The sequence below is a fragment of the Niveispirillum sp. FG156 genome (assembly GCF_057809555.1).
The window spans coordinates 41,839-68,451 of the sequence record NZ_JBMDKE010000013.1 but is presented as its reverse complement, the minus strand read 5'-3'; the positions used below and the strand labels follow the sequence as shown (position 1 = coordinate 68,451).

General features: G+C 65.5%; 27 protein-coding genes and 1 tRNA gene. 8 read left to right on the top strand and 20 right to left on the bottom strand.

The genetic code is table 11. The annotated features are described in order from the left end of the window. Positions 1 to 88: 88 nt before the first annotated feature. The gene (locus ACODSP_RS10280; RefSeq protein WP_488965505.1) at positions 89 to 1,606 is read right to left on the bottom strand and encodes an ATP-binding cassette domain-containing protein; all 1,518 of its coding nucleotides are present in this window, start codon (positions 1,604 to 1,606) and stop codon (positions 89 to 91) included. A 183-nt stretch (positions 1,607 to 1,789) separates the two neighbouring features. Further along, complete coding sequence (locus ACODSP_RS10275) at positions 1,790 to 3,292, bottom strand: sensor histidine kinase (protein WP_488965504.1); 1,503 nt, start codon at positions 3,290 to 3,292, stop codon at positions 1,790 to 1,792. A gap of 175 nt (positions 3,293 to 3,467) precedes the next feature. Between ACODSP_RS10275 and ACODSP_RS10270 the strand changes: the two genes are divergently transcribed. Together ACODSP_RS10270 and ACODSP_RS10265 are read left to right on the top strand one after the other, a co-directional pair. Further along, positions 3,468 to 4,493: an NAD(P)/FAD-dependent oxidoreductase gene (locus tag ACODSP_RS10270; protein WP_488965503.1), complete on the top strand. Its 1,026-nt coding sequence runs from the start codon at positions 3,468 to 3,470 to the stop codon at positions 4,491 to 4,493. 5 nt (positions 4,494 to 4,498) lie between these two features. Further along, positions 4,499 to 4,720, top strand: coding sequence for a DUF1289 domain-containing protein (locus tag ACODSP_RS10265; RefSeq protein ID WP_488965502.1), 222 nt, complete (start codon positions 4,499 to 4,501; stop codon positions 4,718 to 4,720). A gap of 178 nt (positions 4,721 to 4,898) precedes the next feature. Here ACODSP_RS10265 and ACODSP_RS10260 read toward each other — a convergent pair whose 3' ends face one another. Beyond that, the gene (locus tag ACODSP_RS10260) at positions 4,899 to 5,570 is read right to left on the bottom strand and encodes an HAD family hydrolase (RefSeq protein WP_488965501.1); all 672 of its coding nucleotides are present in this window, start codon (positions 5,568 to 5,570) and stop codon (positions 4,899 to 4,901) included. Between the two features lie 15 nt (positions 5,571 to 5,585). Continuing rightward, complete coding sequence (locus tag ACODSP_RS10255) at positions 5,586 to 7,154, bottom strand: diguanylate cyclase (protein WP_488965500.1); 1,569 nt, start codon at positions 7,152 to 7,154, stop codon at positions 5,586 to 5,588. A 295-nt stretch (positions 7,155 to 7,449) separates the two neighbouring features. Between ACODSP_RS10255 and ACODSP_RS10250 the strand changes: the two genes are divergently transcribed. Continuing rightward, entirely contained in the window at positions 7,450 to 9,684 is a 2,235-nt protein-coding gene (locus ACODSP_RS10250) for a S9 family peptidase (protein WP_488965499.1), read from the top strand. After that, the gene (locus ACODSP_RS10245) at positions 9,681 to 10,178 is read left to right on the top strand and encodes a hypothetical protein (protein ID WP_488965498.1); all 498 of its coding nucleotides are present in this window, start codon (positions 9,681 to 9,683) and stop codon (positions 10,176 to 10,178) included. The genes ACODSP_RS10250 and ACODSP_RS10245 overlap by 4 nt, the downstream gene beginning before the upstream one ends. 147 nt (positions 10,179 to 10,325) lie before the next feature. On the opposite strand, the gene ACODSP_RS10240 is transcribed toward ACODSP_RS10245, so the two are convergent. The 3 genes from ACODSP_RS10240 to ACODSP_RS10230 form a co-directional block, all read right to left on the bottom strand. Then, entirely contained in the window at positions 10,326 to 10,907 is a 582-nt protein-coding gene (locus tag ACODSP_RS10240) for a PAS domain-containing protein (protein WP_488965497.1), read from the bottom strand. 97 nt (positions 10,908 to 11,004) lie between these two features. Continuing rightward, on the bottom strand, positions 11,005 to 11,358 hold the full coding sequence (locus ACODSP_RS10235; RefSeq protein WP_488965496.1) for a hypothetical protein: 354 nt from the start codon (positions 11,356 to 11,358) through the stop codon (positions 11,005 to 11,007). Between the two features lie 113 nt (positions 11,359 to 11,471). Beyond that, positions 11,472 to 11,547 (bottom strand) — tRNA-Ala (locus tag ACODSP_RS10230). A 231-nt stretch (positions 11,548 to 11,778) separates the two neighbouring features. On the opposite strand from ACODSP_RS10230, the gene ACODSP_RS10225 reads away from it, so the two are divergent. Genes ACODSP_RS10225 through ACODSP_RS10210 form a run of 4 tightly spaced genes read left to right on the top strand, consistent with a single transcriptional unit; the run spans position 11,779 to position 14,396 of the window. Beyond that, positions 11,779 to 12,075 (top strand): YggT family protein, encoded by a 297-nt coding sequence (locus ACODSP_RS10225; RefSeq protein WP_488965560.1) that lies wholly within the window; start codon positions 11,779 to 11,781, stop codon positions 12,073 to 12,075. Beyond that, complete coding sequence (locus tag ACODSP_RS10220; RefSeq protein WP_488965495.1) at positions 12,072 to 12,395, top strand: DUF167 domain-containing protein; 324 nt, start codon at positions 12,072 to 12,074, stop codon at positions 12,393 to 12,395. The genes ACODSP_RS10225 and ACODSP_RS10220 overlap by 4 nt, the downstream gene beginning before the upstream one ends. A 34-nt stretch (positions 12,396 to 12,429) precedes the next feature. Beyond that, positions 12,430 to 13,344 carry a bifunctional methylenetetrahydrofolate dehydrogenase/methenyltetrahydrofolate cyclohydrolase FolD gene (gene folD, locus ACODSP_RS10215; RefSeq protein WP_488965494.1) on the top strand — a complete coding sequence of 305 codons (915 nt, stop codon included), beginning with the start codon at positions 12,430 to 12,432 and terminating at the stop codon, positions 13,342 to 13,344. Beyond that, positions 13,341 to 14,396, top strand: a complete 1,056-nt coding sequence (locus ACODSP_RS10210; RefSeq protein WP_488965493.1) for a magnesium transporter CorA family protein — start codon at positions 13,341 to 13,343, stop codon at positions 14,394 to 14,396. Before folD ends, ACODSP_RS10210 begins: the two co-directional genes overlap by 4 nt. Positions 14,397 to 14,507: 111 nt before the next feature. Here ACODSP_RS10210 and ispG read toward each other — a convergent pair whose 3' ends face one another. The 13 genes from ispG to ACODSP_RS10145 all read right to left on the bottom strand — a co-directional run bounded on the left by ispG (position 14,508) and on the right by ACODSP_RS10145 (position 26,363). After that, on the bottom strand, positions 14,508 to 15,629 hold the full coding sequence (gene ispG, locus ACODSP_RS10205) for a flavodoxin-dependent (E)-4-hydroxy-3-methylbut-2-enyl-diphosphate synthase (protein ID WP_488965492.1): 1,122 nt from the start codon (positions 15,627 to 15,629) through the stop codon (positions 14,508 to 14,510). A gap of 28 nt (positions 15,630 to 15,657) precedes the next feature. Further along, entirely contained in the window at positions 15,658 to 16,029 is a 372-nt protein-coding gene (locus tag ACODSP_RS10200; RefSeq protein WP_488965491.1) for a helix-turn-helix domain-containing protein, read from the bottom strand. Between the two features lie 3 nt (positions 16,030 to 16,032). After that, positions 16,033 to 16,221 (bottom strand): type II toxin-antitoxin system HigB family toxin, encoded by a 189-nt coding sequence (locus ACODSP_RS10195; protein ID WP_488965490.1) that lies wholly within the window; start codon positions 16,219 to 16,221, stop codon positions 16,033 to 16,035. Between the two features lie 118 nt (positions 16,222 to 16,339). Next, positions 16,340 to 17,551 carry a helix-turn-helix domain-containing protein gene (locus ACODSP_RS10190; protein ID WP_488965489.1) on the bottom strand — a complete coding sequence of 404 codons (1,212 nt, stop codon included), beginning with the start codon at positions 17,549 to 17,551 and terminating at the stop codon, positions 16,340 to 16,342. A 92-nt stretch (positions 17,552 to 17,643) separates the two neighbouring features. Beyond that, entirely contained in the window at positions 17,644 to 19,947 is a 2,304-nt protein-coding gene (ptsP, locus tag ACODSP_RS10185; protein ID WP_488965559.1) for a phosphoenolpyruvate--protein phosphotransferase, read from the bottom strand. A gap of 261 nt (positions 19,948 to 20,208) precedes the next feature. Further along, positions 20,209 to 20,898: a hypothetical protein gene (locus ACODSP_RS10180; RefSeq protein WP_488965488.1), complete on the bottom strand. Its 690-nt coding sequence runs from the start codon at positions 20,896 to 20,898 to the stop codon at positions 20,209 to 20,211. Continuing rightward, positions 20,895 to 21,476 (bottom strand): YcbK family protein, encoded by a 582-nt coding sequence (locus ACODSP_RS10175; protein ID WP_488965487.1) that lies wholly within the window; start codon positions 21,474 to 21,476, stop codon positions 20,895 to 20,897. Before ACODSP_RS10175 ends, ACODSP_RS10180 begins: the two co-directional genes overlap by 4 nt. Then, positions 21,473 to 22,171 (bottom strand): response regulator transcription factor, encoded by a 699-nt coding sequence (locus ACODSP_RS10170; RefSeq protein WP_488965486.1) that lies wholly within the window; start codon positions 22,169 to 22,171, stop codon positions 21,473 to 21,475. Before ACODSP_RS10170 ends, ACODSP_RS10175 begins: the two co-directional genes overlap by 4 nt. Continuing rightward, entirely contained in the window at positions 22,168 to 22,470 is a 303-nt protein-coding gene (gene fliN / locus ACODSP_RS10165; protein WP_054168127.1) for a flagellar motor switch protein FliN, read from the bottom strand. Before fliN ends, ACODSP_RS10170 begins: the two co-directional genes overlap by 4 nt. A 200-nt stretch (positions 22,471 to 22,670) precedes the next feature. Next, entirely contained in the window at positions 22,671 to 23,435 is a 765-nt protein-coding gene (locus ACODSP_RS10160; RefSeq protein WP_488965485.1) for a trypsin-like serine peptidase, read from the bottom strand. A 7-nt stretch (positions 23,436 to 23,442) separates the two neighbouring features. Further along, complete coding sequence (locus ACODSP_RS10155; RefSeq protein ID WP_488965484.1) at positions 23,443 to 23,568, bottom strand: hypothetical protein; 126 nt, start codon at positions 23,566 to 23,568, stop codon at positions 23,443 to 23,445. A 240-nt stretch (positions 23,569 to 23,808) separates the two neighbouring features. Next, positions 23,809 to 24,930, bottom strand: a complete 1,122-nt coding sequence (locus ACODSP_RS10150; RefSeq protein ID WP_488965483.1) for a calcium-binding protein — start codon at positions 24,928 to 24,930, stop codon at positions 23,809 to 23,811. Positions 24,931 to 25,244: 314 nt separating this feature from the next. Then, positions 25,245 to 26,363, bottom strand: coding sequence for a calcium-binding protein (locus ACODSP_RS10145; protein WP_488965482.1), 1,119 nt, complete (start codon positions 26,361 to 26,363; stop codon positions 25,245 to 25,247). Positions 26,364 to 26,613: the final 250 nt, after the last annotated feature.

Genomic DNA, 26,613 nt, shown 5'->3' with positions numbered 1-26,613 from the left:
CGTATGACCATCAAATGATTTACTCGTTAACATTGTATCAGACATAGGTTGATTATGCGCTTATGGCCGACCCTGCCAGTCATAATCATCACCTATGGTTTTGGCCTGGGATTTCGATCGCCCGATCGGTGTTTACCGCGCGGCGGAAATCCCTGTCATGGCTGACCAGGATCAGGGCGCCATCATAGGCGTTCAGGGCCTCCAGCAAGGTTGCGCGCCCTTCCAGGTCCAGATGGTTGGCCGGCTCATCCAGCAGCAGAAGCTGCGGTGCCGCCGGACCACCCAGCGCGGCGCAGAGATGGGCGCGCACCCGCATGCCGCCCGACAGCAGGCGTAGCGGCACTAGCGCCGCCCCTGCTCGGAAGCCGAATCGGGCCAGGCTGGCGCGGATCGCCCCCTCCGCTTGTTCCGGCTGTGCCGCGCGGGACAGCGACAGGGGCGTGTTATCCGATGCCGCGGCCAGACGTTGATCCAGCCGTGCCAGACGCAGGCCGGGTGCACGGGTGATGAGGCCGGCATCGGCGGTCAGGCAACCGGTCAGACAGTCCAGCAGACTGCTTTTCCCCGCCCCGTTCGGCCCCGTCAGGGCGATGCGCGCGGGACCGGTGATGGTGAAGCACAGGTTCCGCCACAGTTCCCGCCCGCCGCGCGACAGGCACAGCCCTTCTGCCCGCAGCAGCATCCTGCCCGCCGGGACCGCAGACGGGCTGATGGCCATGTTCAGGGGTGGCAGGGGCGGGGGCAGACGGCCTTGCGCCTGATCCAGCGCCATGTTGGCGGCCTGCATCTGCCGTTCCCCCTTGATGCGCCGGGCCGATGCCGCGCGTTCGGCATTGTCGCGGCGCATGCCCATCAGGATGGGGGCGTTCGATCCCCGCGCCCTTTCCTGTTTGCCGGTGCGCGCCCGCCGCGCGGCCCTGGCCGCCTCCTCCCGTGCCGTTTCCCGCACCAGACGGGCCTGTTTGCCGGCATCGGCCAGGGCGCGTTCCGCCGCCTGCCGCTCCGCCTCCCTGGCCGCCAGCCAACCTTGATAGCCCCCGCCATGGCTGCGCAGGCCCAGGGGCGACAGATCCAGGATACGGTCGGTCAGCGACAGCAGCCCGACCTCATGACTGACCAGCAGTAACCCGCCGCGCCAGCCCCGGATCAGGTCCGACAGCAGCGTCCGCCCCGCGTCGTCCAGATCATTGCCCGGCTCGTCCAGGATCAGAATATCGGGCCGCGTCAACCGGATGGCGGCCAGCCGCAGCCGCGCCACCTGTCCGCCCGACAGGCGGTCCAGCGGCAGCGCGTCCGGCAGGTCGGATGGCAGGTGCAGGCGCGCCAATGCCGCCGCGCGTCCCGGATCATCGGGCAGCAGGTCGCCCACCACCTGCCCCGGTTCGGGCAGTTGCGGCCAATGGAAATGCCGGCCCCGCCGGGCGACATGGCCGCGCGCGGGCTGCAAGGCCCCCGTCAGCAGGCGCAGCAGGGTCGTCTTGCCAACCCCGTTGCCACCCAGCAGGGCGACCCGTTCATCGGCGATGGAAAGGGAAAGAGCGTCGATCAATGGCTGGTCAGGACCATGCGTGAAGCACAGCCCCTCGGCCACAAGCCAATGCGGCATGGATGGAACCCAGGTCGGACATGAGACGGCCCCCGGTGGGGGCGGCGGTCAGATGTGCGGGTTCAAATCCATGGGCGTCAGGCTCCGGCTTGTTTCGGCGCGAAGACTAATTCATCCGTAGTCGGATGTAAATGGTCATGGTTAAGGTCCTGAAGGCTTGGTTCCTGGCATCCCTATGCCGGCCTATGCCGGAATGACGGAGCGCAGGAAGGCCAGGGGCATGGCCTGCACCCGCGTGGGCGGCAGAGTAACGGTGACGGTGGTGCCGATATCGATGGTGCTTTCCAGCGTGGCGTCGCCGCCATGCAGACGGGCCAACGCCAGGACCAAAGGCAGACCCAGCCCCACGCCGCCGGCGGAGCGGGAATGGCTGCCCTCGATCTGGCGGAACGGCTCCATGGCGGTCGCGATATCTTCCTCGCGCATGCCGATGCCATTGTCGCGGACATAGAGCGACATGCCGCCATCCGCCTCCACCCGGGCGCCACAGACCACCTTGCCGCCCTGGGGCGTGAATTTCACGGCGTTGGACAGAAGGTTGGACAGGATCTGCTTCAACGCCACCTCATCGGCGCGCACGGGCGGCAGTTCCGCCTCCATCTCCGTCTCCAGCAGCACCCCGCCCTTGTCGGCGCGTTCGGCGACAAGGCGCATGCTGGACCGGATCAGGCGGGGGATATCCACCAGCTTTTCCGACAGTTCCTTCTTGCCGGCCTGGATCTTGGACAGGTCCAGGATGTCGTTGATCAGCGACAGCAGCATCTGGCCGCTATCATGGACATCATGGGCATATTCGCGATAGGCGGGCTGGCCCATCGGCCCCATGGCCTCCGTCGCGATGATCTCTGAAAAGCCGATGATGGCGTTCAGCGGTGTCCGCAACTCATGCGTCATGTTGGCCAGGAATTCCGACTTGGCGCGGTTGGCCATTTCGGCGGCGCTCAAGGCGGCCTCCATGGCCTGCCGGTCGCGGCGCCATTGCGTGATGTCGCGCACGCTGCCCTGGAAGGCCACGGCCTTGCCATCGGCATTGCGGATGATGCGGGCCGAAATCGCGACCCAGAAGCCTTCGCCATCGCGGCGGCGCAGTTCGACGGGCACGCTGCCCACCTCTTCCTGCGCCAGCAGGGCCTGGGTGATGGCCTCCCGGTTGTCCTGATCCATGTAGAAACTGACGGTTGCGTCCTGCACCTCCGCCTGCAATTGTTCCAGGCTGTCATAGCGCAGCATGGCCAGCAGGGCGGGGTTGGCGGACAGGAAACGACCAGGAATGTCGATGGTGAACATCCCCTCCATCGCCGTCTCATAAATCTCCCGGTATTTGCGTTCCGACTGCGCCAACCGGTCCATCACCGCCTGCTGACGCGCCATCTGCGCCACCAGGGCGGCATTGGCATCGCGCAGTTCCTGGCGTTCGCGGATGGATTGGGATCGCTGCTGCATGGCGGCATGGATGGTGACGGACAGCAGCAGCAACACCGCCAGACCGGCACAGGCCAGGGCCACCGGCTGCCAGGGATTGACCCCGGCGGGCAGGGCCGCTTCGGGTCGCAGCAAGGTCACGACAAGTGCCGCCATCCCGGCCAGTGCCAGCGGCAAAGCCAGCCAGGGGGACAGTACCGGATAGCGCGCCCGAAGGCGGTCCGGGGAGGTGGGGGGCCGTTCTGCGCCGGTCGTGCCGTCCATCGCCTGCTCGCGGCCTCAATGAATGGACTATTGTTACCATTCCATGGCCCCTGGTGCCATGACGCACAAGCATAGTATGGGCAGTAGCCGAACAGATTCTCGCCTTTACACCCTGGACAGGTGGCGGCGGCACCCCATCTGGCACCGCACCTTATCTCCGCAGACCGGAACCATCATGCAGAAGCCTGTCTCCGCCCACCCCATCGCCATTATCGGCGCCGGCCTTGCCGGTCTGTCGGCGGCTTTGTCGCTGACGCAGCGGGGGATGGCCGTCGCTCTGTTCGACAAGGGGCGGGGACCGGGCGGGCGTCTGTCCACGCGGCGGGCCGATGGCTGGCGCTTTGACCATGGCGGACAATATCTGACGGTGCGCGATGCCGGCCTGGCCCGTGTCATGGACGGGCTGGTGGCTGATGGCCATGCCGCGCCCTGGACCGGGCATATCGTTCGCCTGACTGCCGAAGGCGGGGTGGAGCCGCATCCCGTGGAACGGTTCGTGGGCGTGCCCGGCATGAATGGCATCCTTCAGGGCATGATCACCCGTCTGCCTGATGCGGCCCGCCCCCGTTTCAACCGCCGCGCCATCACCATCACGGGCGCGCCCGGTGACTGGCATCTGCGGATGGAGGATGGGGCGGTTGAAGGACCGTTTGCTGGCGTCATCATCGCGGTCCCGTCGCCCCAGGCCGTGGATCTGCTGTCGCCCGTCGCTCCCGCCCTGGCTGCACGCGCAGGCGAGGCGGTGATGGCCCCGTGCTGGGCCCTGATGTTGGGCTTCGATCAGGCAGTACTGCCCGCCTGGGATGCCGCCTTCGTCGCAGGCGCGGGGGCGGAGGATCGGCCCCTGTCCTGGATCGCCCATGACGGGGCCAAGCCGGGCCGCGCCGGGGGTGCCAGTTTCGTGGCCCATGCCGCCCCCGACTGGTCCATCCGGCATCTGGAGGATGCGGCGGATGCGGTGGCGGCGGCCCTGCTGCCGGCATTCCGCGCCGCGACGGGCATCGGGGGCGATCCGGCCTTGATCAGCGCCCATCGCTGGCGTTATGCCCTGCCCACAAGGCCGTTGACGGACGGGTTCCTGTGGGATGACTCACTGGGCATCGGGGCCTGTGGCGACTGGTGCCTGGAGGCGCGGGCAGAGGCCGCCTTTGTGAGCGGTGCGCGGTTGGCCGCCGCCCTTATCGGGAAATTGGGGGGATAATAAGGATGGTTATCCAGGTGCAGGTGCCCGATCCCGACGATTACGTGCCCAGTCCCTGCATCCGGCGCTGCGACCTGGACCGCAAGCGCCAGACCTGTCTGGGCTGCAAGCGGCTGCTGGAAGAGATCATGCGCTGGGGCGTGATGACGCCGGGCGAACGTCGCGCCGTCTGGACCCGCCTGGGCCGCCCCATCCCCCCGCCAGAGGAGCGTCGGGAACCGGTTTAGATCGGGTTTGCGTTGACTGGACGCACCCCCTATCGTCATCCCGGCGGAAGCCGGGACCCAGCGCAGAGCGGCGTCTGCCGCGACATGGGTCACATCGGTGCTGACCGCGCCTCACGCTGGGTCCCGGCTTCCGCCGGGATGACGAAGAAAACGCGTTTCCAGTCAAAAGAAGTCCGCTCTACCCGACCAGCATCCCCCGCACCTGATGCAGGCTTTCCACCACATGCAGGGCCAGTGACCGCATCTCGTCCGTGGCGGGCAGCAGGTCGGGCACCATCACGGCCATCATGCCGGCGCCATGGGCGGAACGGATGCCGTTATGGCTGTCCTCCAGCGCCAGGCAATGGGCGGGATCGACACCCAGCAGCCGGGCTGCCGTCAGGTACGGTTCGGGATGCGGCTTGCCGCGCGTGACATCATCGCGGGTGACGATGGCGTGGAACCGGTGATAGATGCCGACATGGCGCAGATGTTCATCGGCCTTTTCCCGGCCCGTGGAGGTCGCCACCGCCTTGGGTAGGCCCACCGCGTCCAGGTGGTCCAGCAGTTCCACCACGCCCGCCATCATCTCCACCCCCTGGCGCAACGCCTCCATCCGGGGCACGAAATGGGCGCGAAACCGGTCGAACGCGTCCTGCCCGCCGAAATAATCCTTCAGCATGGCCAGGGTTTCGGGCCAGGGCGTACCGATGATGCCGGCATAGAAATCATCTTCCATGGGTCGCCCGATATCCAGTGCCGCGCCCAGCGTCGCCTCCCGCACATGGCGTTCCGTATCGATCAGCAGCCCGTCCATATCGAAGACAACAGCGTGCAGGGGCCTGGGGAAGGCCGGTGCGGTCAGGGGCATGATCGATGAACGCCTTCAGGAAACGGTAATGCGGGACGCTTCCACGCGGTTGCGGCCCTGCAGCTTCGCCTGATACAGCGCCTGATCGGCGCGGTCCAGCAATTGGGCCAGCGTTTCCGTATCCCCACGCCAGGAGGCGACGCCGATGCTGGTGGTCAGCGGGATGGCCTTGTCCTCATGCAGGACGGGATGGGTGCCGATGGCGCTGCGGATACGTTCTGCCGCCAGCAGGGCCGCCGGCAGGTCGGTTTCCGGCAGCATGACCACCAGTTCCTCCCCCCCGAAACGGGCCAGACAATCAGTGGTGCGCAGGCTGCTGCCCGCCCGTTCGGCGGCGACGCGGATCGCGGTGTCGCCGGCGGCGTGGCCATGGCTGTCATTGATGCGCTTGAACTGATCCAGGTCCAGCAGCAACAGAGAGAAGGCACGGCCATAGCGGGTGCAGCGATCCCATTCCGCCTCCGCCAGTTCCATGAAGCGGCGGCGGTTCAGGATGCCGGTCAGGCTGTCGATACTGGCCAGCGTCTCCAGCTTGGCATTGGCTTCCGACAGTTCCCGCGTGCGTTCGGCGACACGATGTTCCAGCGTCTGGGTCAGGGCGCGCAGGTCGGTATTGGCCTGACTCAGCTGTTCGTACAGGACCAGATTGACCAGCCCGCCCGCGAACTTGGCCGTCAGAACGCCCAGCATCTCCGCATCCGCCGGCATCAGCACGCGGTCGCAATCCAGAATGGCCAGGAAGGCCCCACCATCGGGGCCGGGCATGTAGAGCGTAGCTGTCTGTCCGGCCACGCCCGTACGCCGGTCGGCCAGGGCGGCCAGCAGACGTTCATGCAGGGGGCTGCCTTCCGGGACCGCTGTCATATCGGTAAAACGGCCCGTGGCGGCCAGGGGCCGGAAACGGGTGCCGCCGATGGACCAGCCCTCCACCCCCTCCACGACACAGGCAAGACCGCAGGCATTGGCGCCCAGGATGGGGCCGGCCTGTTCCAGGACCGTCTGGGCATAGGCCTCCATCCCCATATCGGGGCGCAGCCGGTCATCCAGCGCGATCATGCGGCGCAGGCCGCGGCGGTTGGCCTCGATGGTCGTGATGCTGTCATAGGCGCGCAGCGCCGCGATCACCGTCGTGAACAGCTTCTGCGAGGTGAGTTCCGTCTTGGCCTTGTAGTCATTGACGTCGTAATCGACGATCACCCGTTCCTCGGGCGCCTGCCCCGGCTGTCCGGTGCGCAGGATGATGCGGATGGCGGTATCGGCCAGATCCTCGCGGATGGCGCGGACCAGACGCAGGCCGGCATCATCCGTCTCCATCACCACGTCCAGCAGGACCAGGGCCACGTCAGCCTCTGCCGCCAACATGGTCAGCGCCTGTGCCGCCGAATAGGCCGACAGCAACTCCAGCGGGCGGTCGCGGAACCGCACCTTGCGCAGGGCGTAGCGGGTGACGGAATGCACCTCCTCATCGTCATCGACGATCAGGATGCGCCAGGGCGGGCCGTCCGGCTGGCGGCTTTCCGGCAGCGCAGCAGGCGCACCTTTCAGGGTGCCATCCTCCGCGAACAGGAAATCGTCATCAACCAAGGTTTGACCCCGTTCCGTCCGCCGCCATGCGGCTGGCCCGCCCCCCATTGGACGGACTTCCTGCTGAATGTCTGGTGAAACACCAGATTGAAACAAATGTATGCCGCTCCAGCCAGTTCCACCGTTTGGCGGCGGGAACCGGATCGGGCGGCGATCTATATTGAGTACCACTATAAATCGTTTCGGGTGCCGATGCCTGCCCTAAATGATGGGGCCGCCTGGATTTCAGCATTGGCGCTTCCAATCGGCGGCCCTATCCTGCGGCCAACCGTCAACCATTATCGGGGTGTCGCCTATGTCATCAGGTCATCATTCCGGGGGCGGGCCGCGCCGGCCCGGCATCCTGATCCTGTTTGCCGCCCTGGTCGGGGCCACCACGCTGGCCTATGTGACCTTGCCAAGGAAAAACGCCGAGATGCCCGTCCAGCAGACCGCCACCGACCTGCCCCCGCTGCGCCAGAGCCTGTTCCCCGCACCGCCGGTGGCCAAACAGGTGCCCGTGGAGCATGTGCGCCATGGCGAGACCTGGGTCGATCCCTATGACTGGCTGCGCGACAAGGATTATCCCAAGGTCGATGATGCCGAGGTGCTGGATTACCTGAAGGCGGAAAACGCCTATACCGACACGGTCCTGGGCAAGGAGGAGGATGGCCTGCGCGCCAGCCTGTTCGCCGAATTGAAGGGCCGCGTGAAGGAGGATGATACCGGCGTCCCCTATCCGCGCGGCGCCTATATCTACCAGTCCCGCTTTGCCGCCGGACAGGACCATCCCACCTTCGTGCGCCGCGCCAAGGGCGAGGCCGAGGGTGCCGAGAAGACCATCCTGGACGTCAACGAACTGGCCAAGGGCAAGGATTTCTACGATGTCGAGGCGCTGGAACCCAGCCCCGATGGCCGCTATCTCGCCTACAGCTTCGATGACAATGGCTCGGAAAATTTCACCATCGTCGTGAAAGACCTGACCAGCGGGGAGTTCGTGGGCGAGCCGATCCCCGGCACGTCCGGCTCCGTGGTCTGGGCTGCCGACAACAAAACCCTGTTCTATGTGCTCAAAGATGAAAGCCAGCGGCCCAAGCAGGTGATGCGCACCATCCTGGGGGCCAAGGCCGATGCCGGTACCCTGGTCTATGAGGAACAGGACCCGTCCTGGTGGGTTGGCATCGGCGAAAGCCAATCCGGCCGCTTCATTGAGATCGGGTCAGGCACGCTGGTTGCGTCCGAAACCCTGCTGATCCCGTCCGACAACCCGACGGCCAAGCCCAAACCGGTGATCCCGCGTCGGGAAAACCACCTCTATTCCGTGGCCGACCAGGGCGACAGCCTGTGGATCCTGTCCAATGACAAGCATCTGAATTTCCGTCTGGTGAAGACCCCGATCAATGACTGGTCGGAGAAGGCCTGGACAGAGGTGATGGCCGGCAGCGACCGGCAATATCTGACGGGTCTGCTGGCGCTCAAGGACTGGCTGGTGGTGTTTGGCCGGCAGGACGGCACGCAGCAGGTCTGGGTGCTGGACAATAAGGGCGGGTCGCACACCATCGCCTTCCCCGATGCCGCCTTTGCCGTGTCGGGCATGAATAACGAGGAATATGAGACGGGTACCCTGCGCGTCCGTTACCACTCGCTGGTCACACCGCCGACCGTGTTCGACTATGATCTGGCCGCCCGCACCCTGACGACGCGCAAGGTGCAGGAGATCCCTAGCGGTTATGATCCCTCGCTCTACACCTCCGAACGGTTGATGGCCCCGGCGCGCGACGGCACGCCCATCCCCGTCTCCATCGTCTATCGCAAGGATTTGAAGAAGGACGGCAAGGCGCCGATGCATCTCTATGGCTATGGCTCCTACTCCATCGCCATGGAACCCGGCTTCTCCACCAACCGCATCGGCCTTCTGGATCGCGGCTTCGTCTATGCCATCGCCCATATCAGAGGCGGCGAGGAGATGGGGCGTCCCTGGCATGATGCCGGTCGCCTGACCAACAAGCCCAACACCTTCAACGATTTCCTGGATGTGGCGCAGTTCCTGGTGGCGCAAGGCTACACCAGCCCAGGTCAGATCAGCATTGAGGGCGGGTCCGCCGGCGGCACCCTGATGGGGGCCGTGCTGAACATGGCGTCCGATGGCATGTTTGCCGGGGCCGTGGCGCATGTGCCCTTCGTCGATGTGCTGAACACCCTGTTCGACGATACGCTGCCCCTGACCACGGGCGATTATCCGGAATGGGGCAATCCCAACATCAAGGAAATCTATGATGTCATGAAGACCTACAGCCCCTATGACAATGTGACCAAGCGGCCCTATCCGCCGATCCTGATCACGGCGGGGCTGAATGATTACCGCGTCACCTATTGGGAACCGGCCAAGTGGGCGGCCAAGCTGCGCGTCTACAAGACCGACGACAATGTCCTGATGCTGAAGACGGAAATGAGTGCCGGCCATGGCGGCTCCACGGGCCGCTTTGACAAGCTGAAGGAAGTGGCCCTGTCCCAGGCCTTCATCCTGCGCGCCCACGGGATGTCCAAGTGACGGAACCGGGGTTCGGTCGCTACCCGACCGATGCGTTGAAGGCCGATGGGTTGCGGGCGGCGGGGGGCCTGGCGGTAACGCTGGGCCCCCTTGCCCTAGTCGGGTTCGATGCCCACCCGCTGGTGGCGATCCCGCTGCTGGCGGGGGCCGTGCTGTTCGGCTGGCTGGGCATCCGGACGCTGGCCCGGCGGGGTGCCGCCTGCCGGGTGACAGAAGAGGGTATGATCCTGCCCAGCGGCTTCTTCATGGTCATGGTCCGGTGGGATCAGATCACGGGTGTGAAGCTGCGCTATTATTCCACAAAGAAGGACAAGTCTGGCGGCTGGATGCAGTTGACCATCCGGGGGCGTCGGGGAAGCTACAGTATCGAAAGCCAGCTCATGGGCTTCGAGGCCATTGTCGCGCGCGTGGCGGAGCTGGTGCTGGAACGGGAACTGCCCGTGGATGCCACGACGAAGGAAAACTTCCTGTCGCTGGGGCATTACATGGCGTAGCGAAGAGCTGCGAAGTCGCTCCGCGGATTACGGCTTGCGCCTAATCCGCGCTACGGGTTCCCCTGGCAACGAGGTCCAAGCTCAGATGGCAAGTCGTAGCGCGGATTAGCGAAGCGTAATCCGCGGAAACCCCGGCATCGCCCTCCCTCACGCCAGCAGCGCCTCCTGCTCGATCGACAGGCGCATGTCATCGGCATCCCAATGCCGGGGCAGGCGGCGGTCGAAACGGATGGCGCCCAGGACGCGGGCATCGCCATCGGCACAGGCAAAGGGCAGCAGCAGCCGGTCATAGCGCACTGTATCTCCACCCGGCAGATCGACGCGGACCCGGCTCCAATGCGCGCGCCCGGTCTGCCGCGCCGTCACATAGCTGTCGGCGGTCAGCTTGAAACCCGGTGATTTGCTGGCATCGCGCAGGCCCCGTCCCGTCAGGTCGCGACCCGTGAATTCCACCAGCGCCGAACCATACAGCGTGTAATGCGCGCCCGACCCGTCACGCGGGAACCGCGCCATCAGCAGGTGGCCAAGCCAGGGTTTCAGGTCGAAGACCAGTTCCCCGGTCCAGAGCGGCAAGGACCCTTCCGCGCGGGGCAGCGCCCGCCACCAGGGCAGCAGGGGTTGCAACAGGGCGGGAGCGGTTTCCGCGGGCGGGGGCATGGGATCGTCGGACCGTTTTGCCGTGCCTGAAATCATGGGGCTGGGACCGCCATGGTGGAAGGTGGCAGGCATGGTGCGCCCGTCATTGTGGACTGTCTATATTCACCGCACTGCAACAATAGGGTGCCCCGACCGCAGCCGCTGCGCGCCCGGCGCCTGAGGGACCAAATCACGCCACCCGCGCGCCGCCCCGGTCGGTCTGGGCATTCTTGTGGACGACCAGGGTGACCTTGTCGTTCATCATATGCAGCTGCTTGGCCGATTTGGTGGGCAGCGGGATGCGCTGATTGATGCAGTAGAAGATCAGACAGGCGGCCAGCGTCGGGTTATCGATCCACTGCACCTGCCGCGCCCCGTCATCCAGCCCGATATGCAGAGCGCAACGCACCTGCGGCTCCGTCTGTACTTCCAGGCGGATGATGCTGCCCGACGGCAGAGGGCTTCCCGAACGGCGGTGATAATCCACGACCGCGCGGATCACCTCTTCATTAGTGAAGATGATGTGCCGGATTTCAGTGGGCATGCTGTTGTCTTCCCGCCAAAGGGCGTGGATACCAGCATATCAGGTCGGCCATGCCGGAACAGCGCTGCATCTGCCGAACCCGAAAATCACGTCTGATCGGAAACCCGGAGGAATGGTGGAGCCGAGGAGGATCGAACTCCCGACCTACGCATTGCGAACGCGTCGCTCTCCCAGCTGAGCTACGGCCCCGCACCATGAACCCACCAGAACGGCAGGCCCCCGAAGTGGCGCGGATAATGCGTATCCGGCCCCGCCCTGTCAAGCATGCCATCACGGGCCAGTCCCACTTTCGGCGCATGGCCCCATGGTCCCGATCCGGGGCGGACCCGCGCGGGGGTGGACAGGGCGGGGTCGCGACATTACGTTCCACATCAGATGCGGGGCGGTATCCGCCGCCCGCCCACCGGACATGGGATGAACATGGACCCGCTGCTGCACACCATCGCCGAAATCCTTTATGTGGCGCTGGATCTTTATGTCTGGGTGCTGATCATTTCGGCCATCCTGTCCTGGTTGATCGCCTTCAATGTGGTGAACACCCGCAACCGCGCCGTCTACATGATCTCTGACGTGCTGTACCGGTTGACGGAACCGGCGCTGCGGCCCATCCGCAATGTCCTGCCCAATCTGGGGGGCGTCGATCTGTCGCCGGTGGTGCTGATCCTGATCGTGATGTTCATCCAGCGCCTGATCCTGAATTACGGGATGATCGGATGAGCGTTAAGCCGCCGCTGGAACCGGCCCAGGGCGGTGTGCGTCTGTTTGTCCGCGCCACCCCGCGGGCCAGCCGCAATGCGGTGCAGGGTGTGGCGGAAGGGGCGGATGGGCGCGCCCAAGTGAAGATCGCGGTCACCGCCGTGCCGGAAGATGGCAAGGCCAATGCCGCCATCATCGAATTGCTGGCCAAAGCGTGGCGAATTCCGAAAAGCAGCATCGGCGTCGTCGCGGGTGGCACGGACCGGTCAAAGATATTATTCGTTGCCGGCGAGACAGAGGCCCTGATGCCCTGGCTGAGTGACTGGCTGGGCGGGCTGTAGCCACCTTATTGTTGAGAGAACGGGGAGACCGGATATGGCCGAGGCACGCATCATCGATGGCAAGGGCTTCGCCGCCGGCTTGCGGGCGCGCATTGGCGCCGCCGTGGAGCAGCTGCGCACCACCCATGCCCTGGTCCCCGGTCTGGCCGTCGTGCTGGTGGGCGAGGACCCGGCCAGCGCCATCTATGTCCGCAACAAGGGCGAGCAGACCCGCGAGGCCGGCATGCATTCCGTCACCCACCGGTTGGACGCCTCCACCAGCCAGGATGAGCTGCTGCGTCTGGTCAACCAGCTGAACAATGATCCCTCGATCCACGGCATCCTGGTGCAGCTGCCGCTGCCCGCCCATATCGATGCCCAGGCGGTGCTGTCAGCCATCGACCCGGCCAAGGATGTGGACGGGTTCCATGTCGTCAATGCCGGTCGCCTGTCGGTGGGCCTGCCGGCCCTGGTGCCCTGCACGCCGCTGGGCTGCATGATGCTGCTGAAGGATATTGTGAAGGACCTGCGCGGCATGCATGCCGTCGTCGTGGGAAGGTCCAACATCGTGGGCAAGCCGATGGCGCAGCTGCTGTTGCAGGCCGACTGTACCGTCACGGTCGCCCATTCCCGCACCCGCGATCTGGCCGCCGTCTGCCGCGAGGCCGATATCCTGGTCGCCGCCGTGGGCCGTCCGGAAATGGTCAAGGGTGACTGGATCAAGGAAGGGGCCGTGGTCATCGATGTCGGCATCAACCGCGTGCCGGCCCGTGATCCGGTGGCGGCCGCCGCCGGCAAGACCCGCATCGTCGGCGATGTCTGCTATGTCGAGGCGGCGTCGGTGGCCGGGGCCATCACGCCGGTGCCGGGCGGGGTGGGGCCGATGACCATCGCCTGCCTGCTGGCCAATACCGTCACCGCCGCCTGCCGTAGCGCCGGTGTGCCCCTGCCCGCCGGGATCGGCCTTTGATTACGGCCTACGTCCGGGACGCCAGCGGCCTGACGGCCCAGGCCGTGGGTCCGGGGGATGCCATTCCCCCGGGCACGGTCTGGCTTGACCTGCTGCACCCGGACGAGATGGAGCGGCTGACCGTTTCCAACCTGCTGTCGGCGGACCTGCCGACCCTGGAAGACATCAACGAGATCGAAACCTCCTCCCGCCTCTATACCGAGGGGGAGGTGGCCTTCATGACCACGCCGGTCATTGTCCGCTCCGCCACCGGCCCGCTGGAACGTGGTCTGCTGACCTTTGTGCTGGCGCCCGACCGGCTGGTCACCATCCGCTATACCGAACCGCTGTGGTTCGCCATCTTCGCGGCCCGCGCCCTGAAACAGCAGGAACTGGTGACCTGCCCGATGGAGGCATTCCTGGGCCTGCTGGAGGCCGTGGTGGACCGGGCCGCTGACGTTCTGGAACGGGTCACGGCCGATCTGGACCGGCTGTCGCACCGGGTCTTTGCCGATCATGAGGATCGGACGGTGGAGACGCTGGCAACCCACGACGGGGCCAAGGCGCCGCGCCATCAGGTGGTGGACCGCACCCATGTCCGCCGCCGCCCACCCACCACGGTGTCGATGCGTGCCGTCATCACCGCCGTGGGCCGGGCCGGCGACCTGACGCAGAAGGTGCGCGACAGTCTGGCTGGGCTGGAACGGCTGGTGGCCTTTGCCACCACCGTGGCCGGCCCGCGCATGAACAAGGACCAGAAATCGCGGCTGAAGACCATTGGCCGCGACGTGCATTCGCTGGTCGAACATGCGGCCTTTCAGGCCATGCAGACCAACTTCCTGCTAGATGCCACGCTGGGCGTGATCAATATCCAGCAGACCAATATCATCAAGATCTTCTCGGTTGCGTCCGTCGCCTTCCTGCCGCCGACGCTGGTCGCCAGCATCTATGGCATGAATTTCGAACATATGCCGGAACTGGACTGGAGCTTCGGCTATCCGCTGGCGCTGGGCCTGATGGTGCTGTCCGCCGTCCTGCCGCTCTGGTACTTCCGCAAGCGCGGCTGGCTGTAATAGCGGGAGCCTCCCAGGTGTCGATTGCCGTAGGTCGCGGGTGAGCCGAAGGCGAACCCCGACATCAATGATACCGTTGCTCGTCGGGGTTCACTCGCGTTCACCCGTGACCTACTGCCCCGCGCGGATGGCGGCGGCCTTTTCTTCCACCAGCTTCACCAGATGGTCGACGATGGCCTCGTCCTTCAGGCGGTGGGCGGGCAGGCCGCCCAGATAGACCTGATGCGTGCCCTTGCCGCCGCCGGTGAAGCCGATATCGGTCATGGTCGCCTCCCCCGGCCCGTTCACGACACAGCCGATGACGGAGACGGTCAGCGGCGTGGTGATATGGGCAAGGCGTTCTTCCAGCACCTCCACCGTCTTGATCACGTCAAACTGCTGACGCGCGCAGGAGGGGCAGGAAATGACGGTGACGCCCCGGCGGCGCAGGCCCAGGCTTTTCAGCATCTCATACCCGACCTTCACCTCTTCCACCGGATCGGCGGAGAGGGAGACGCGGATCGTGTCGCCGATCCCGGACCAGAGCAGCATGCCAAGCCCGATGGAGGATTTGACGGTACCGGCCCGCAGGCCGCCTGCCTCCGTAATGCCGATATGCAGCGGGTAGTCGCACGCCTCCGCCAGCCCCTGATAGGCTGCAACGGCCAGGAAGACGTCGGATGCCTTCACCGATATCTTGAACTCCCGGAAATCATGATCTTCCAGGATCTTGGCATGGGTCAGGGCGCTTTCGACCAGCGCCTCGGGGCAGGGCTCTCCATAACGCTCCAGCAACTCGCGTTCCAGGCTGCCGGCATTGACGCCGATGCGCATGGAACAGCCATGGTCCTTGGCGGCCTGCACCACCTCTCGCACACGCTCCGCCGACCCGATATTGCCGGGGTTGATGCGCAGGCAGGCGGCCCCCGCCTTCGCCGCCTCGATGGCGCGGCGGTAGTGGAAATGGATGTCGGCCACGATCGGCACCTGTGCCGCGCGCACAATCTCACCCAGGGCCGCCGTGCTTTCCTCATCCGGGCAGGAGACGCGGACGATATCGGCACCCGCCTCTTCGGCCCGCCGGATCTGTTCGATCGTGGCCTTGGCGTCCGCCGTGGACGTGTTGGTCATGGTCTGCACGGTGATCGGCGCGTCGCCCCCCACCAGCACCGACCCGACCCGCACCTGACGGGACGTGCGGCGCTGGATCTGACGCCAGGGGCGGTGGGCGGCGGGATCGTGGTTGGGGCTCATGATGCTCTTTTGGTCGGTGGATTCAGGGTCAGGCTGCGCGTTTGACGGTGTAGGGGCGCACCAGGATGTCGGTCGGGATATGCAACGCGGCGGAAAGCCGGCGGATCATTGGCAGGGTCAGCGGGCGCTGACGGTTCAACACGTCCGCCACCTTGCCGCGCCCGATCATCGGTTCCAGGTCTTCGGTCCGCAGGCCGCGCTGTTCCATCATGAACAGGATGGCGCTGACCGGGTCGCTGGCCGGGATCGGGTGATGGGTTTCCTCATAAGCCTCCACCAGGGTCAGCAGCACTTCCAGCAGGGCGCCGTCGTCGCTGTCAGGGGCGGCACCCCACAGCCAGTCGATGTCGGCCAGGGCGGCCGCATGGTCGGCGTTGGATCGGATTGGACGGATTTCCATGTCTCACACCTCCCTGACGTCGATCCTGTCATATTCGGCATGGGTGCCGACCCACTTCACATAGAGGGTCCGGTAGCGATAGTCGATGCCGGCAACCAGCCTGTATTTGTTGCCGGCAATGTTGAAAACAACCCGGTCACCACGAAGGAGGCCGACCGGAATTGCGCCTTCACCGCCGCAGTATCGGCCCAATCGGCACGCCGGACAATATTGTACCAATCTGTCAGCGGCGTTTCGCTATCGGCCCGCCCCGGCATCTCCCAATGTTCCTTCAGGGTCCGTCGCGAGATGATCCGCATTGGGTGTCCTGTTACCGCGCTGCCAGTGCCTCGGGGGCCAGGGGGACGCTGCGCAATACCTGGGACTTGGCGCCCAGCGGGGCAAGGTCGCGGCCATCCAGTGACACGACAAGGCCGCCGGCATTGCCGGTGTTCAGCACCATGCCGGGCACGTCGGGGGCGCGGAACAGGTCGCCCCGGCGCAGCACGCGCGAGGCCCAGAGCGTGCCCTTACCGTCGCGCACCTCGATCCAGCTATCCTCCACGGCGCGGATGGTGACGCGCACCTTGCCGTCGGCCAGACCGAAGACGCGGCCCGTGGGCACCACCTGTTCGGTGGTGGCGGGCGGGGCGTTGGCGGCGGGGGCGGCGGGGGTGCCCGACACCTCACCGGCGGCCACCGGTTCCACATCGGGTGTGGCGGGTTCCGGTGCCGTGGTCGGGGCGGGGGCCTGACCCAGGTCGGGCAGCTGCGGCACCTCGCTATCCTCCTCCGTCGCCGGGCCCTGGGCCACGGGCGTGGTGTCGGTGGCGGGCAGCGGTGTAGCCGTGCTGGCGGGGGGCATGGGCGGGGCGGCGGGCAGGCCGGTCGTCGTGGCCGACCCCACCTCCGGTGCCGATGGCGGTGCCGCCTCCACCAACGCCTCCACCTGTCCCTGGTTCAGGACGGTGGTGGGGGTGGGCGGCGGTTCCACGACGGTGCCATCGCCATAGATCAGCTTGGACAGGCGTTCCGGCAGGGCCGGGACCAGATCGCCCACCGACCGGTCCGCCGCCGACAGCACATACCAGCCGCCATAGACACCCAGCGCCAGCAGGGCGGAGATCAGCAGCACGGCCCCGCCGGGCACGCGGCTTTCATTCACGGGTTCGGGAAAATACAGTTCCGGCGCCGGTTCATGCCCTGCCGCATCCTGTTTGAACCGCAGCAGCACGGCACCGGGGTCCAGCCCCACGATCTGGGCGTAGGAGCGCAGGAAGCCCGTGGAATAGGCGTGGCCCGGCAGGTCGGACCAGCGCCCTTCCTCGATCGCTTCCAGGAAGTTCTGGCGGATGCGCAGATTGGCGGCCAGATCAGGCAGGCTGTAGCCCAGCGCCTCACGCCGGGCCTTCAGCGCCTCGCCAACATGGCGGGGGCCGGCGGACGGATGGGCATGCTGTGCCTCCGGCTCCGGTGCTGTTGTGGCCGCACCGCCATTGCGCATGTCGCGCATATCCTGCTGTCGTCCGTACTGGTCGCCCATGGTTCCCCGCCGGCTTTGACCCTTTGCCTTACGCTATTTCTCTTAGCAACGGGGAGCGGGTTCGCGCAACCCACGCGCCCGGTGCTCCGGCATTACCCCAAGCGGACACCGTGATCAGCCGCATAGGCCTTCAGGTAGGGCCGCAGGCTGCGGACGGGCAGGTGATAGAGCTGATCCATATAGGCGGCCAGGTCACCGGCATGCAGCGAGCGCAGCATGCTTTTCACCTCGAAAAAGGCCGGCGCCGACATGGACAGATGGCGCATGCCCACACCCAGCAGGGCCATGGCGTCCAGCGGCTTGCTGGCCATTTCCCCGCACAGCGACAGGGTCACCCCCGCCTCCCCGCATTTTTCCACCAGCATCTTCAGCACGCGCAGCAGGGCCGGCGACAGCAGGTCGTAGCGGTTGTTCATCATGGGATTGCCACGGTCGCTGGCGAACAGATACTGCAACATGTCGTTCGACCCGACCGACATGAAATCGACCAGCGGCAGCAGGGCATCCAGCTGGAACAGCAGGGCCGGCACCTCCATCATCACGCCCACCTTCAGGGCGGACGGACCCGGATTGCCGCCATCCTTCAGGCGCTTGACCTCCAGGTCCAGGATGCGGCGTGCCTGGATGAATTCGGCGACCGTGGCGACCATGGGAAACATGATGCGCACGTCACGCCCGGCCCCGGCCATCAGCATGGCACGCAGCTGCTTGCGCAGCATGGAGGGCCGGTCCAGACCGATGCGGATGGCGCGCCAGCCCAGCGCCGGGTTCTCCTCCCCCAGCTCCGGGAAGTAAGGCAACGTCTTGTCGCCGCCCACATCCAGGGTACGGAAATTGACGGGCAGGCCGCCCGCCTCTTCCAGCACCTTACTGTAATTCTCGAACTGGGTCGCCACATCGGGGTAAGACGGGCGGACCATGAAGGGGATTTCGGTGCGGTACAGCCCGACCCCGTCCGCCCCCGTCGTCTTCAGATGCGGCAGGTCGATCAGCAGCCCGCAATTCAGCATCAGCTTCACATCCTGCCCGTCGCGTGTGACGGCGGGCAGTTCGCGCAGCTTGGCATATTCGGCCTGCCGGCGCTGACGTGCGGCCAGACTGGCCACGAACACGGCCTGGATATCGTCGGCGGGCCGCACGAAGACCTGACCATTGTCGCCATCGACGATCAGGAAATCCAGCGGCTCCACCCGGCGCAGGATGTCGGCGGCCTGTCCCACCACGGGAATGTCCAGCGCGCGGGCCACGATGGCCACATGGCTGTAGGCCGACCCTTCCTCCAGCACCAGCCCGCGCAGGCGGCGGCGGTCGTAATCCAGCAGTTCGGCGGGACCTAGATTGCGGGCCACCAGCACGAATTCATCCGGCAGGGTGCCGCCCGTGGCCACCACGGGCTTTCCGGCCAGATGCTGCAACAGCCGGTTGGTGATGTCGTTCAGGTCCAGCAGCCGGTCGCGGATATAGGGATCGGCCACCTGTGCCATGCGGGTGGAATTGTCATCCTGCACGCGCTGCACGGCGGCTTCCGCCGTCAGGCCCGACCGGATCGCCTCCCGGATGCGGTTCAGCCAGCCGCGGTCGGCGGCGACCATGCGGTAGGTCTGCATGATCTCGGCATGTTCGCTGTCAGACTCGCCCACCGCGATCAGCATCTGATCGATGGCCGAATGCATGCTGGTCACGGCCTCTTTCAGGCGCGCCAGCTCCGCCTCCGGATCATCGGCCACCATCTGGCGGATGGTCAGCTGTGGCCGGTGCAGCACGGCCACGCCCATGCCCACGCCGCGGTTCAGGCTGGTGCCCTCCACGCGCGACGGCAGCAGGACCAGATCATTGACCACCGACAATTCGCGGCTGTCGACCAGTTCGCCCACGACCACCAGTTCGGCCACGATCATGGCGATGGTCTGCAGCGTCTCCACTTCCTGTTCGTCATAATCGCGGCGGTCCTTATGCTGGATGGCCAGCACGCCGCGCACGCGGCCCCCGCGCACAATCGGCACGGCCAGGAAGCCGTTGAACGGGTCTTCACCCGTTTCGGGACGATAGGCGAAATTGGGATGGCTGGGCGCATTGGCCAGCGCGATGGGCCGCGAATGGGCCGCTACGTCACCGATCAGACCCTCGCCCACCCGCATGCGAGTCTTGTGGACGGCATCCGGGTTCAGACCGATGGTGGCGAACAGTTCCAGCACCTCGCCCGCGCGCATGACGTAGCAGGAGCACACGTCGGCGGCCATCTCATGGGCGATGGTCATCACGATCTTGTCGAGCCGGTCCTGCGCGGACCCGCTGCCCGCCATGACATCGCGCAACCGCGCCAGCAGGCGTCGCGCGCCAGCTGCGGGATCGGGGCTGCGCCCCACCTCCGGCACGATGGCCGGGGTGCCGCTCATCATCGTCATGGCCTGACCAGTTCCATCCGCGAAGCACCGGGCCCGACCCCCAGGAATGGGCAGCCGGTCGCCGTATCCCTACCACATGAAGCGCGCCATCACACGGGTCGAATGGCGGTCACGAGTGCTTAAATGGGGTAGGGCGCAATCACTGTAACCATAAGGTCAGTGCAACTGACCGTTGGTACGGCGGCGACCGCCGCCGCGCGGCCCATGCCGCGTGAAGCCAAGCGGCGGATGCCGCGCCGACGTTTGAGGAAGTTATAAATCAGGAAGCTGCAACGGTAAGTCCGCGCGGCAGTCGCCGTTGGCCAGGGCGTCGCGCAATCCCTGGAACAGTACCGACAGGGCCAGATCACGGTTGGGCAGACGGATCAGGTCGCCATCGGCATCCAGTTTCAGGCCCTGGCGGGCGGCCTGCGCCTGAAACGCCTTGGCGATGGGTTCCTGGCCGGAATGGCTCACCCCGCACTGGATCAGGGCCAGGCGCGGGGCGTCGGTGCCCTGGCGCATCAGGGCGAAGAAGGCGAAGAGGTAGCGTTCCTCGGCATTACCCACGCCCTCGGTCAGGGTGCGGGCCAAATCCTTGGCGTGGCGGGTGCCGTGCAGTAGCCGTTCCAGCCCAGCCTGGGTCACCCGGCCCTGAGCCAGGAAGACAGCACGCGCCTCGCCGCCGGGCACCTGGATGCGGGTCAGCGGGATGTCGGGCACGGGTTCGAACGCGATGGAGCCGACGCGGCCGCCCGGCGCGCTGACCACATAGCGCACGCCCACCCGCATCTTCTCCTCGGTGACGGTCAGCGTGTCGCCGGTGCCGGTGGGCAGATCGCGGGGCACCGCGCCGGCGGGCAGTTCGTCCCCTGTGGGCAGGATGGGCATGCGCGCCGTCAGGACCGGTTTGCACCCGGTCAGCGGCAGCAGAATGGCAAGCGCAAGCAGCCAGCGCCTCATCGCGTTTTCCAGGTGCGGTTGGGGCCTGTATCAATATGGGTATGGCCCGTCGTCGGGTAATAGGCGGCGCCGCCCCGCTGCATGGTTTTCGCAATCTCACCCAGGGCAGGACCAGGCAGGACCGGCACCTTGAAATCCATGGCCCGGCCCTGCAGGTGATAGCTTTCGCGGGCGGCATTGGGATTGTCGCGCACCAGATCGGCATTGGTGCCGGGGGAACGGAACCCGTCCGTCACCTGCACCTCCGTGGAGGGGGGCAGGCCCGTGCGCTGCAACAGGTCGAACATGAAATCCATCAGCAGCGGGTCAATGCGCCCCACCTGCCCCGTCCGCCGGTCGCGCAGCAGCAGTTCGATCTTCTGCATGGCGCGGGGGTCATAGGCATTGTTGAAGAAATAGACCACATCCACCCGTTCCCCGCTTTTGGCATGGGACAGCACGATGCGCCGCACCGCCGGCAAGGGGGCCAAGTCGGGCGGCAACCCTTCCTCATCCTCCGGCCTTGGACCGGATGAACAGGCAGCCAGCGGCGACAGGGCGAACAGGGCCAGCAGGGCGCGGCGGGAAGGAGGCGTCATGCCGGCACAGGCTCCAGCGTCAGTCGATAGCCGCCATCCACCCGCAGCAGCAGGGGATCTTGGCCCAGGCCCGCCCGGATTTTGCGGCGCAGGCGGTAGATATGGGTTTCCAGCGTGTGGGTATCGATGCCGGCGCCATAGCCCCAGACATTGTCCAGCAGGTCCTGCCGCGCCGCCATGCCGCCGCAACGGCAGAGATGATCCAGGATCTGCGTTTCCTTTTCCGTCAGGCGGATGGCGGTGCCGTCCCCCCTTTCCAGCCGCTTGGCTGCCGGCAGGAAATGATAGGGGCCGATCCGTACCGACAGGGCGGTCGTCGCCTGCACAATCTCTGCCTGACGCAGCAGCGCCTTCAGCCGGGCCAGCAGCGTGCCCAGGCGGATCGGCTTGTCCTGATGATCATCTGCCCCCGCCGGCACGCCCATGCCCGCCGGCAACAGCAGGACCAGCGGCCCCGTCAGGCCGCCCGCCCGCAGGGCCGGGATCAGGCCTTCAGCGGCCAGCACCCCGTCCAGCAGGGCGGCATCGGCGCCATGATCGGCCAGGATGGCCAGCGCCGCCTCCCCCGTGGCCGCGGGCACGGGCAGCATTCCCTCCTGCTGTGCCAGTTGTTCGGCCAGGGTCTGGCGCAGTGCGGCATCCGGATCGATCAGAAGGATGCGTTTGGGCGCATTGTCCATGACGGCGCCGGTCATTCACCGGGGCCGGGGCCCAGCGGTTCACGCCCACGGGTGGCCTGGGGCATCAGTTCCACGATGGTCAGGCCCAGACGGCCATCGACCACCACCAATTCACCCCGCGCCACCATGCGGTCATTGACATAGACATCCACCGGATCGCCCACGACGCGTTCCAGATCCACCACATCGCCCGCCCCCATGCGCAAAAGCTGGCTGATGCGCAGCCGGCGGCGGCCCAGGCGGACCGACACCTGGACCGGTACGGACAGGATGGAGGAACGGTCGAGATCGTCGCCGGACATCGGGTCGGGCATAGGCAGCGGTTCTTTCCACGGGCGATGGGAAAACTCGTCGCAGCGACTATAGGCTATTTCCGCAATGCGGGGAAAGCCTTGCCCGCGTTTTACCAGCGGCTGAAAATACCGACGGGTCGGCATTTTCAGCTTCGGCGGCATGGGCCGCCGCCGCGCCAGTCGGCGCGGATACTAACGGTCAAGAATTTTGACCGTTAGTATTAGGGTGCGGAAAGCGCCTTGATGGCACCGTCCAGCCCGTCGGGCCAGATGGCCAGATTGCCGGCCTGGGCGGTAATGCCGATATTCACGCCGCCCACCCGCCATTGCCCATCGGTACGGACCAGCAGCGGCCCGCCGCTGGTGCCCCGGCTGGCCGAACAGGAATGGAAGATCAGCATTCCACCCGGTCCTGCCGGGCGGCCCTGCGCCGTCACCGCACAGTCGCGGTCGGCCATCAGTAGATGCACGCGATCCTGGCTGAACCCGGCCAGGGCCACGCTGTCGCCGGCTGCGGCGGCGCGGGGGGCGGGGGCCAGGACGGGGACATCCGCCGGCCCCGACAGGCGCAGCAGGGCCCAGTCATGGCGCACACTCTCCCCCGGTTTCGTGCCGTCATAGGCGGCGGGGACATGCAGGGCATCGACCGTCAGGTGGGTTTTGTAATCCCCCCGCTCATATCCCAGCAGCACGTGCAGCGACCCAGCCGCCAGCAGGCGGCGGGTGCGGGGATTGTAAAGGCAGTGGGCGGCGGTCAGCACCAGACGGGTGCCGATCACGGTGCCGGTGCATTTGCCGCCGATATTGGTCTGTACCCGCGCGATGCTGTTCCAGGGTGGGCCGGTGATATCGACAATCTGGCGGCTGTCATCCGCCGCAACGCCAGGCGCGCGCGTCTCCGACACGACATGCACGCGCGTCTGCTCTGCCGCACAGGGCAAAGCCAGGGCGGCGAAGGTCAGGATCAGGGCCGTCAGGCAGCGCATGTGGGGATCAGAAGGGGCTGCTGTCCCCGCCGCCGGCATCGCCACCGGTCAGGAACATCCACATGGCGTAATAGAAGACACCGGCAAAGGGCAGGCCAACCAGCATGCCCAGCAGCATATAAACAACATACATGACGCACCTGTATAAAAGCGGCTGCGCGGATATGGGAATGGCCGCCCGGTCATCGGCACGGCCACCCTTCATTGCTACGCCCCGTTCCGCCCCCTGTCGCGGGACAAAACGACGCGGGAACGTAATACTAACGGTCAAGATTCTTGACCGTTAGTATCCGCACCGACGGGCGCGGCGGCGGCTCATGCCGCCGAAGCCTTTAATCCCGACCTGTCGGGATTAAAGGCCGCTGGTGTAATGTCACCCTAGCCAGTCCAGCGTGGAATTGGCGATCTGGGCCAGCCTGCCCTCGGTCGAACCTACCGTCAGGAAATGCAGCAGCGGGTTCAGGCCGTCCGCCTGCACATCCTCGTTCGCGGCCAGATAGGCCTTGGTGCTGAACAGGGCCGATGGATCGCGCCCTTCCTTCCAGCCATACTGGCTGAAATGGGACCAGGCGGTTATCTCCCCACGGGCAGCGGCGGCAGCGACATCCTTGTACTGCACCAGATAATAATCGGCATCGAACAGGGCGTTGGGATCGCGTCCCTCCTTTTCACCATACCGCTGAAAGTGCTCCCAGCCGCTGGCAAAGCTGCCATTGCGCACTGCGACCGCGACATCGCTGTAACGGGACAGGTACAACGCCTCGTCAAAGCCGGCGGGGCCGGTACCGGGGGTGATGGGTATCAGCAGCTTCACATCGACACCGAATACAGCCACTTCCACGCCGCGAATATCGGCGCTTTCCTGGAACTGCGGCAGCTTGGTGTTGGTGACCATATACTGGCCCTGGCTGCTGCTGGCCGATGTGAACTGATATGAGTTGGCCGGACTGTCGAAATAGGCGATATCCAGCCCATCACCGCCGACTAGCCGGTCCTCGCCCATGCCGGCAATCAGGATATCGTCGCCGAAGCCGCCATTCAGCACGTCGTTCCCGGCCTCACCCATCAAGGTGTCATTGCCGCTTTCACCCAGCAGGATATCGTGACCGGTGCCGCCCAGGACCAGATCATGCCCGCCCCCGGCCTTCAGGACATCGTCACCGCCCAGGCCGCGCAGGGTGTTGTTCAAGACATTGCCCAGGATCACATTATCCAGCGCATTGCCGATGCCCACCAGCGGGCCGCGGGTCGCCGGGTTTGGAATGTGGCCGCGATCGGCATATTCCAGGCTGAGATCCTCCACGAAATCCGGCAGTACGAAATCGATATGGGCGATGACCAGATCGTGCCCACCAGCCGCTTCCTCGCGGATAATGGTGCCGTAATGCAGGATGTCGTAGGTATCGTCGCCGGCACCGCCGGCCAGCGTATCCTTGGGTGATTCCGAATAGAGATAGTCGTCATTGGGCGTTCCCGCCCGCATGGTTGCAGACATGATGTGTCAATTCTCAAGAAATGGCTGCCGCCGCTGTTCCACCCGGTCGGTTGCCCTGGCGCCCCTCCGCCCAGGCCCCGCTCCGGAAGGCCGGTCACGCCAATCATCACCCCTGTAAGGCGAATGTTGCACATTTTTGCAAATGATCAACAGATTTTTTCAAATAGAAACAATAGAAACTTCTCTATTTATTTTGGATATTATGGGCGTTGAGGCGAGATTGATTTCATTTTTGATAATACTGAAGGTGCGATATTCGCGGTTTCCGTTGAGGGCCCTGGCTTCCGCCTGAAAGGAGAGCCAGGGCACCCGGATTACCCGATCCAGTCCAGCGTGCTGTTCGACAGTTGGGCCAGACGGCCCTGGTCGGCGCCGATATGCAGGAAATGCAGCAACGGATTCATGCCGCTGGCCCCGACATCGTCATTGGCCTCCAGATAGGCGCGGGTATTGAAATAGGCCGACGGGTCGCGCCCTTCCTTCCAGCCGTAATTGCTGTAATGCGACCAGGCCGTGATCTGCCCGCGCGCCACGGCGGCAGCCACATCCTTGTTGTTTGCCAGATAATAGTCTGTGTCGAATAGGGCATTGGGGTCGCGCCCCTCCCGTTCCCCGAACTGGCGGAAATGTTCCTGACCGCTGGCGATGCTGCCATTGCGGACGGCGGCGGCCACGTCGGCATTCATCGACAGATACAGCTTCTCGTCAAAGCCATTGCGGGCCGTGCCGGGCGTGGGCAGGCTGTTGACCAGCACATCCAGGCCGAACACCACCAGTTCGACCCCCGTCAGGGTGTCGACGCCATCGCCATTCACGCTGCTGACGGTGATGCCGCCATTGGCGTCACGGATATAGGCATGGTCACCGCCGATGAAGCCCAGACGTCCGTCATAGCGGACCACATCCAGCCCATCATTGCCGAAGATACGGTCATCGCCGGCCCCGCCGATGATGACATCGTCACCGATGCCGCCGGCCAGATCATCATTGCCGGCCCCGCCATAGAGCGTGTCATTGCCGGACCCGCCGGACAGCAGGTCGTTGCCGTCACCGCCCTCCAGGACATCATCGCCGCCATTGCCCAGCAGCGTGTCATTGCCGGCCATGCCCTTGATGACATTGTTCAGGGCGTTGCCCGCGATGGTGTTGTCCATGCGGTTGCCGATGCCGATCAGGGCGCCGGCGCTGGCCGGGTTGGGCTGATGCCCCCGCGCCGCATAGTCCAGGACCAGATCCTCCACAAAGTCGGGCAGGACATAGTCGATATGGGCGACCACAACATCGTAGCCACCATCCTGCAGCTCCCGCACCACCGTGCCGTAATGCAGGACATCATAGATATCGTCGCCGGCACCGCCGGCCAGCGTGTCGCGCGGCGACTGGGAAAGCAGCGTATCATCGTTGGGCGTACCCGCCCGCAAGCTACCAGACATTTTTCTCGATCCATAAAGGATGGTTGCCGCCCCTGCCTTTGGATTTACCTGCCCGATCATGGCTTCGCCGTGACCGGCCCGGGGCCGATCCGTGAATTCATATCTGTTTTGGCTAGTCCATTCGGGGTTTGGATTTCGACAACCAAGTAACGCCCCTGGCCGGCACTTATAGGGGCGGAAATGTAAAGAATCAAATGCCACCGAGCGGAAGTGGCATGGGGCCAATGGTGCATGATTCGGGATTTTTATT

Coding starts and splice junctions, on each gene's coding strand:
- fliN (WP_054168127.1), bottom strand. CDS start 22,470: ATGCCCGACCCGATGTCCGGCGACGATCTCGACCGTTCCTCCATCCTG.
- ACODSP_RS10225 (WP_488965560.1), top strand. CDS start 11,779: ATGGACCCGCTGCTGCACACCATCGCCGAAATCCTTTATGTGGCGCTG.
- ACODSP_RS10145 (WP_488965482.1), bottom strand. CDS start 26,363: ATGTCTGGTAGCTTGCGGGCGGGTACGCCCAACGATGATACGCTGCTT.
- ACODSP_RS10270 (WP_488965503.1), top strand. CDS start 3,468: ATGCAGAAGCCTGTCTCCGCCCACCCCATCGCCATTATCGGCGCCGGC.
- ACODSP_RS10235 (WP_488965496.1), bottom strand. CDS start 11,358: ATGCCCACTGAAATCCGGCACATCATCTTCACTAATGAAGAGGTGATC.
- ACODSP_RS10280 (WP_488965505.1), bottom strand. CDS start 1,606: ATGCCGCATTGGCTTGTGGCCGAGGGGCTGTGCTTCACGCATGGTCCT.
- ACODSP_RS10175 (WP_488965487.1), bottom strand. CDS start 21,476: ATGACGCCTCCTTCCCGCCGCGCCCTGCTGGCCCTGTTCGCCCTGTCG.
- ACODSP_RS10275 (WP_488965504.1), bottom strand. CDS start 3,292: ATGGACGGCACGACCGGCGCAGAACGGCCCCCCACCTCCCCGGACCGC.
- ACODSP_RS10200 (WP_488965491.1), bottom strand. CDS start 16,029: ATGGAAATCCGTCCAATCCGATCCAACGCCGACCATGCGGCCGCCCTG.
- ACODSP_RS10155 (WP_488965484.1), bottom strand. CDS start 23,568: ATGTATGTTGTTTATATGCTGCTGGGCATGCTGGTTGGCCTGCCCTTT.
- ACODSP_RS10260 (WP_488965501.1), bottom strand. CDS start 5,570: ATGCCCCTGACCGCACCGGCCTTCCCCAGGCCCCTGCACGCTGTTGTC.
- ACODSP_RS10190 (WP_488965489.1), bottom strand. CDS start 17,551: ATGGGCGACCAGTACGGACGACAGCAGGATATGCGCGACATGCGCAAT.
- ACODSP_RS10265 (WP_488965502.1), top strand. CDS start 4,499: ATGGTTATCCAGGTGCAGGTGCCCGATCCCGACGATTACGTGCCCAGT.
- ispG (WP_488965492.1), bottom strand. CDS start 15,629: ATGAGCCCCAACCACGATCCCGCCGCCCACCGCCCCTGGCGTCAGATC.
- ptsP (WP_488965559.1), bottom strand. CDS start 19,947: ATGAGCGGCACCCCGGCCATCGTGCCGGAGGTGGGGCGCAGCCCCGAT.
- ACODSP_RS10220 (WP_488965495.1), top strand. CDS start 12,072: ATGAGCGTTAAGCCGCCGCTGGAACCGGCCCAGGGCGGTGTGCGTCTG.
- ACODSP_RS10160 (WP_488965485.1), bottom strand. CDS start 23,435: ATGCGCTGCCTGACGGCCCTGATCCTGACCTTCGCCGCCCTGGCTTTG.
- ACODSP_RS10250 (WP_488965499.1), top strand. CDS start 7,450: ATGTCATCAGGTCATCATTCCGGGGGCGGGCCGCGCCGGCCCGGCATC.
- ACODSP_RS10170 (WP_488965486.1), bottom strand. CDS start 22,171: ATGACCGGCGCCGTCATGGACAATGCGCCCAAACGCATCCTTCTGATC.
- ACODSP_RS10180 (WP_488965488.1), bottom strand. CDS start 20,898: ATGAGGCGCTGGCTGCTTGCGCTTGCCATTCTGCTGCCGCTGACCGGG.
- ACODSP_RS10240 (WP_488965497.1), bottom strand. CDS start 10,907: ATGCCTGCCACCTTCCACCATGGCGGTCCCAGCCCCATGATTTCAGGC.
- ACODSP_RS10150 (WP_488965483.1), bottom strand. CDS start 24,930: ATGTCTGCAACCATGCGGGCGGGAACGCCCAATGACGACTATCTCTAT.
- folD (WP_488965494.1), top strand. CDS start 12,430: ATGGCCGAGGCACGCATCATCGATGGCAAGGGCTTCGCCGCCGGCTTG.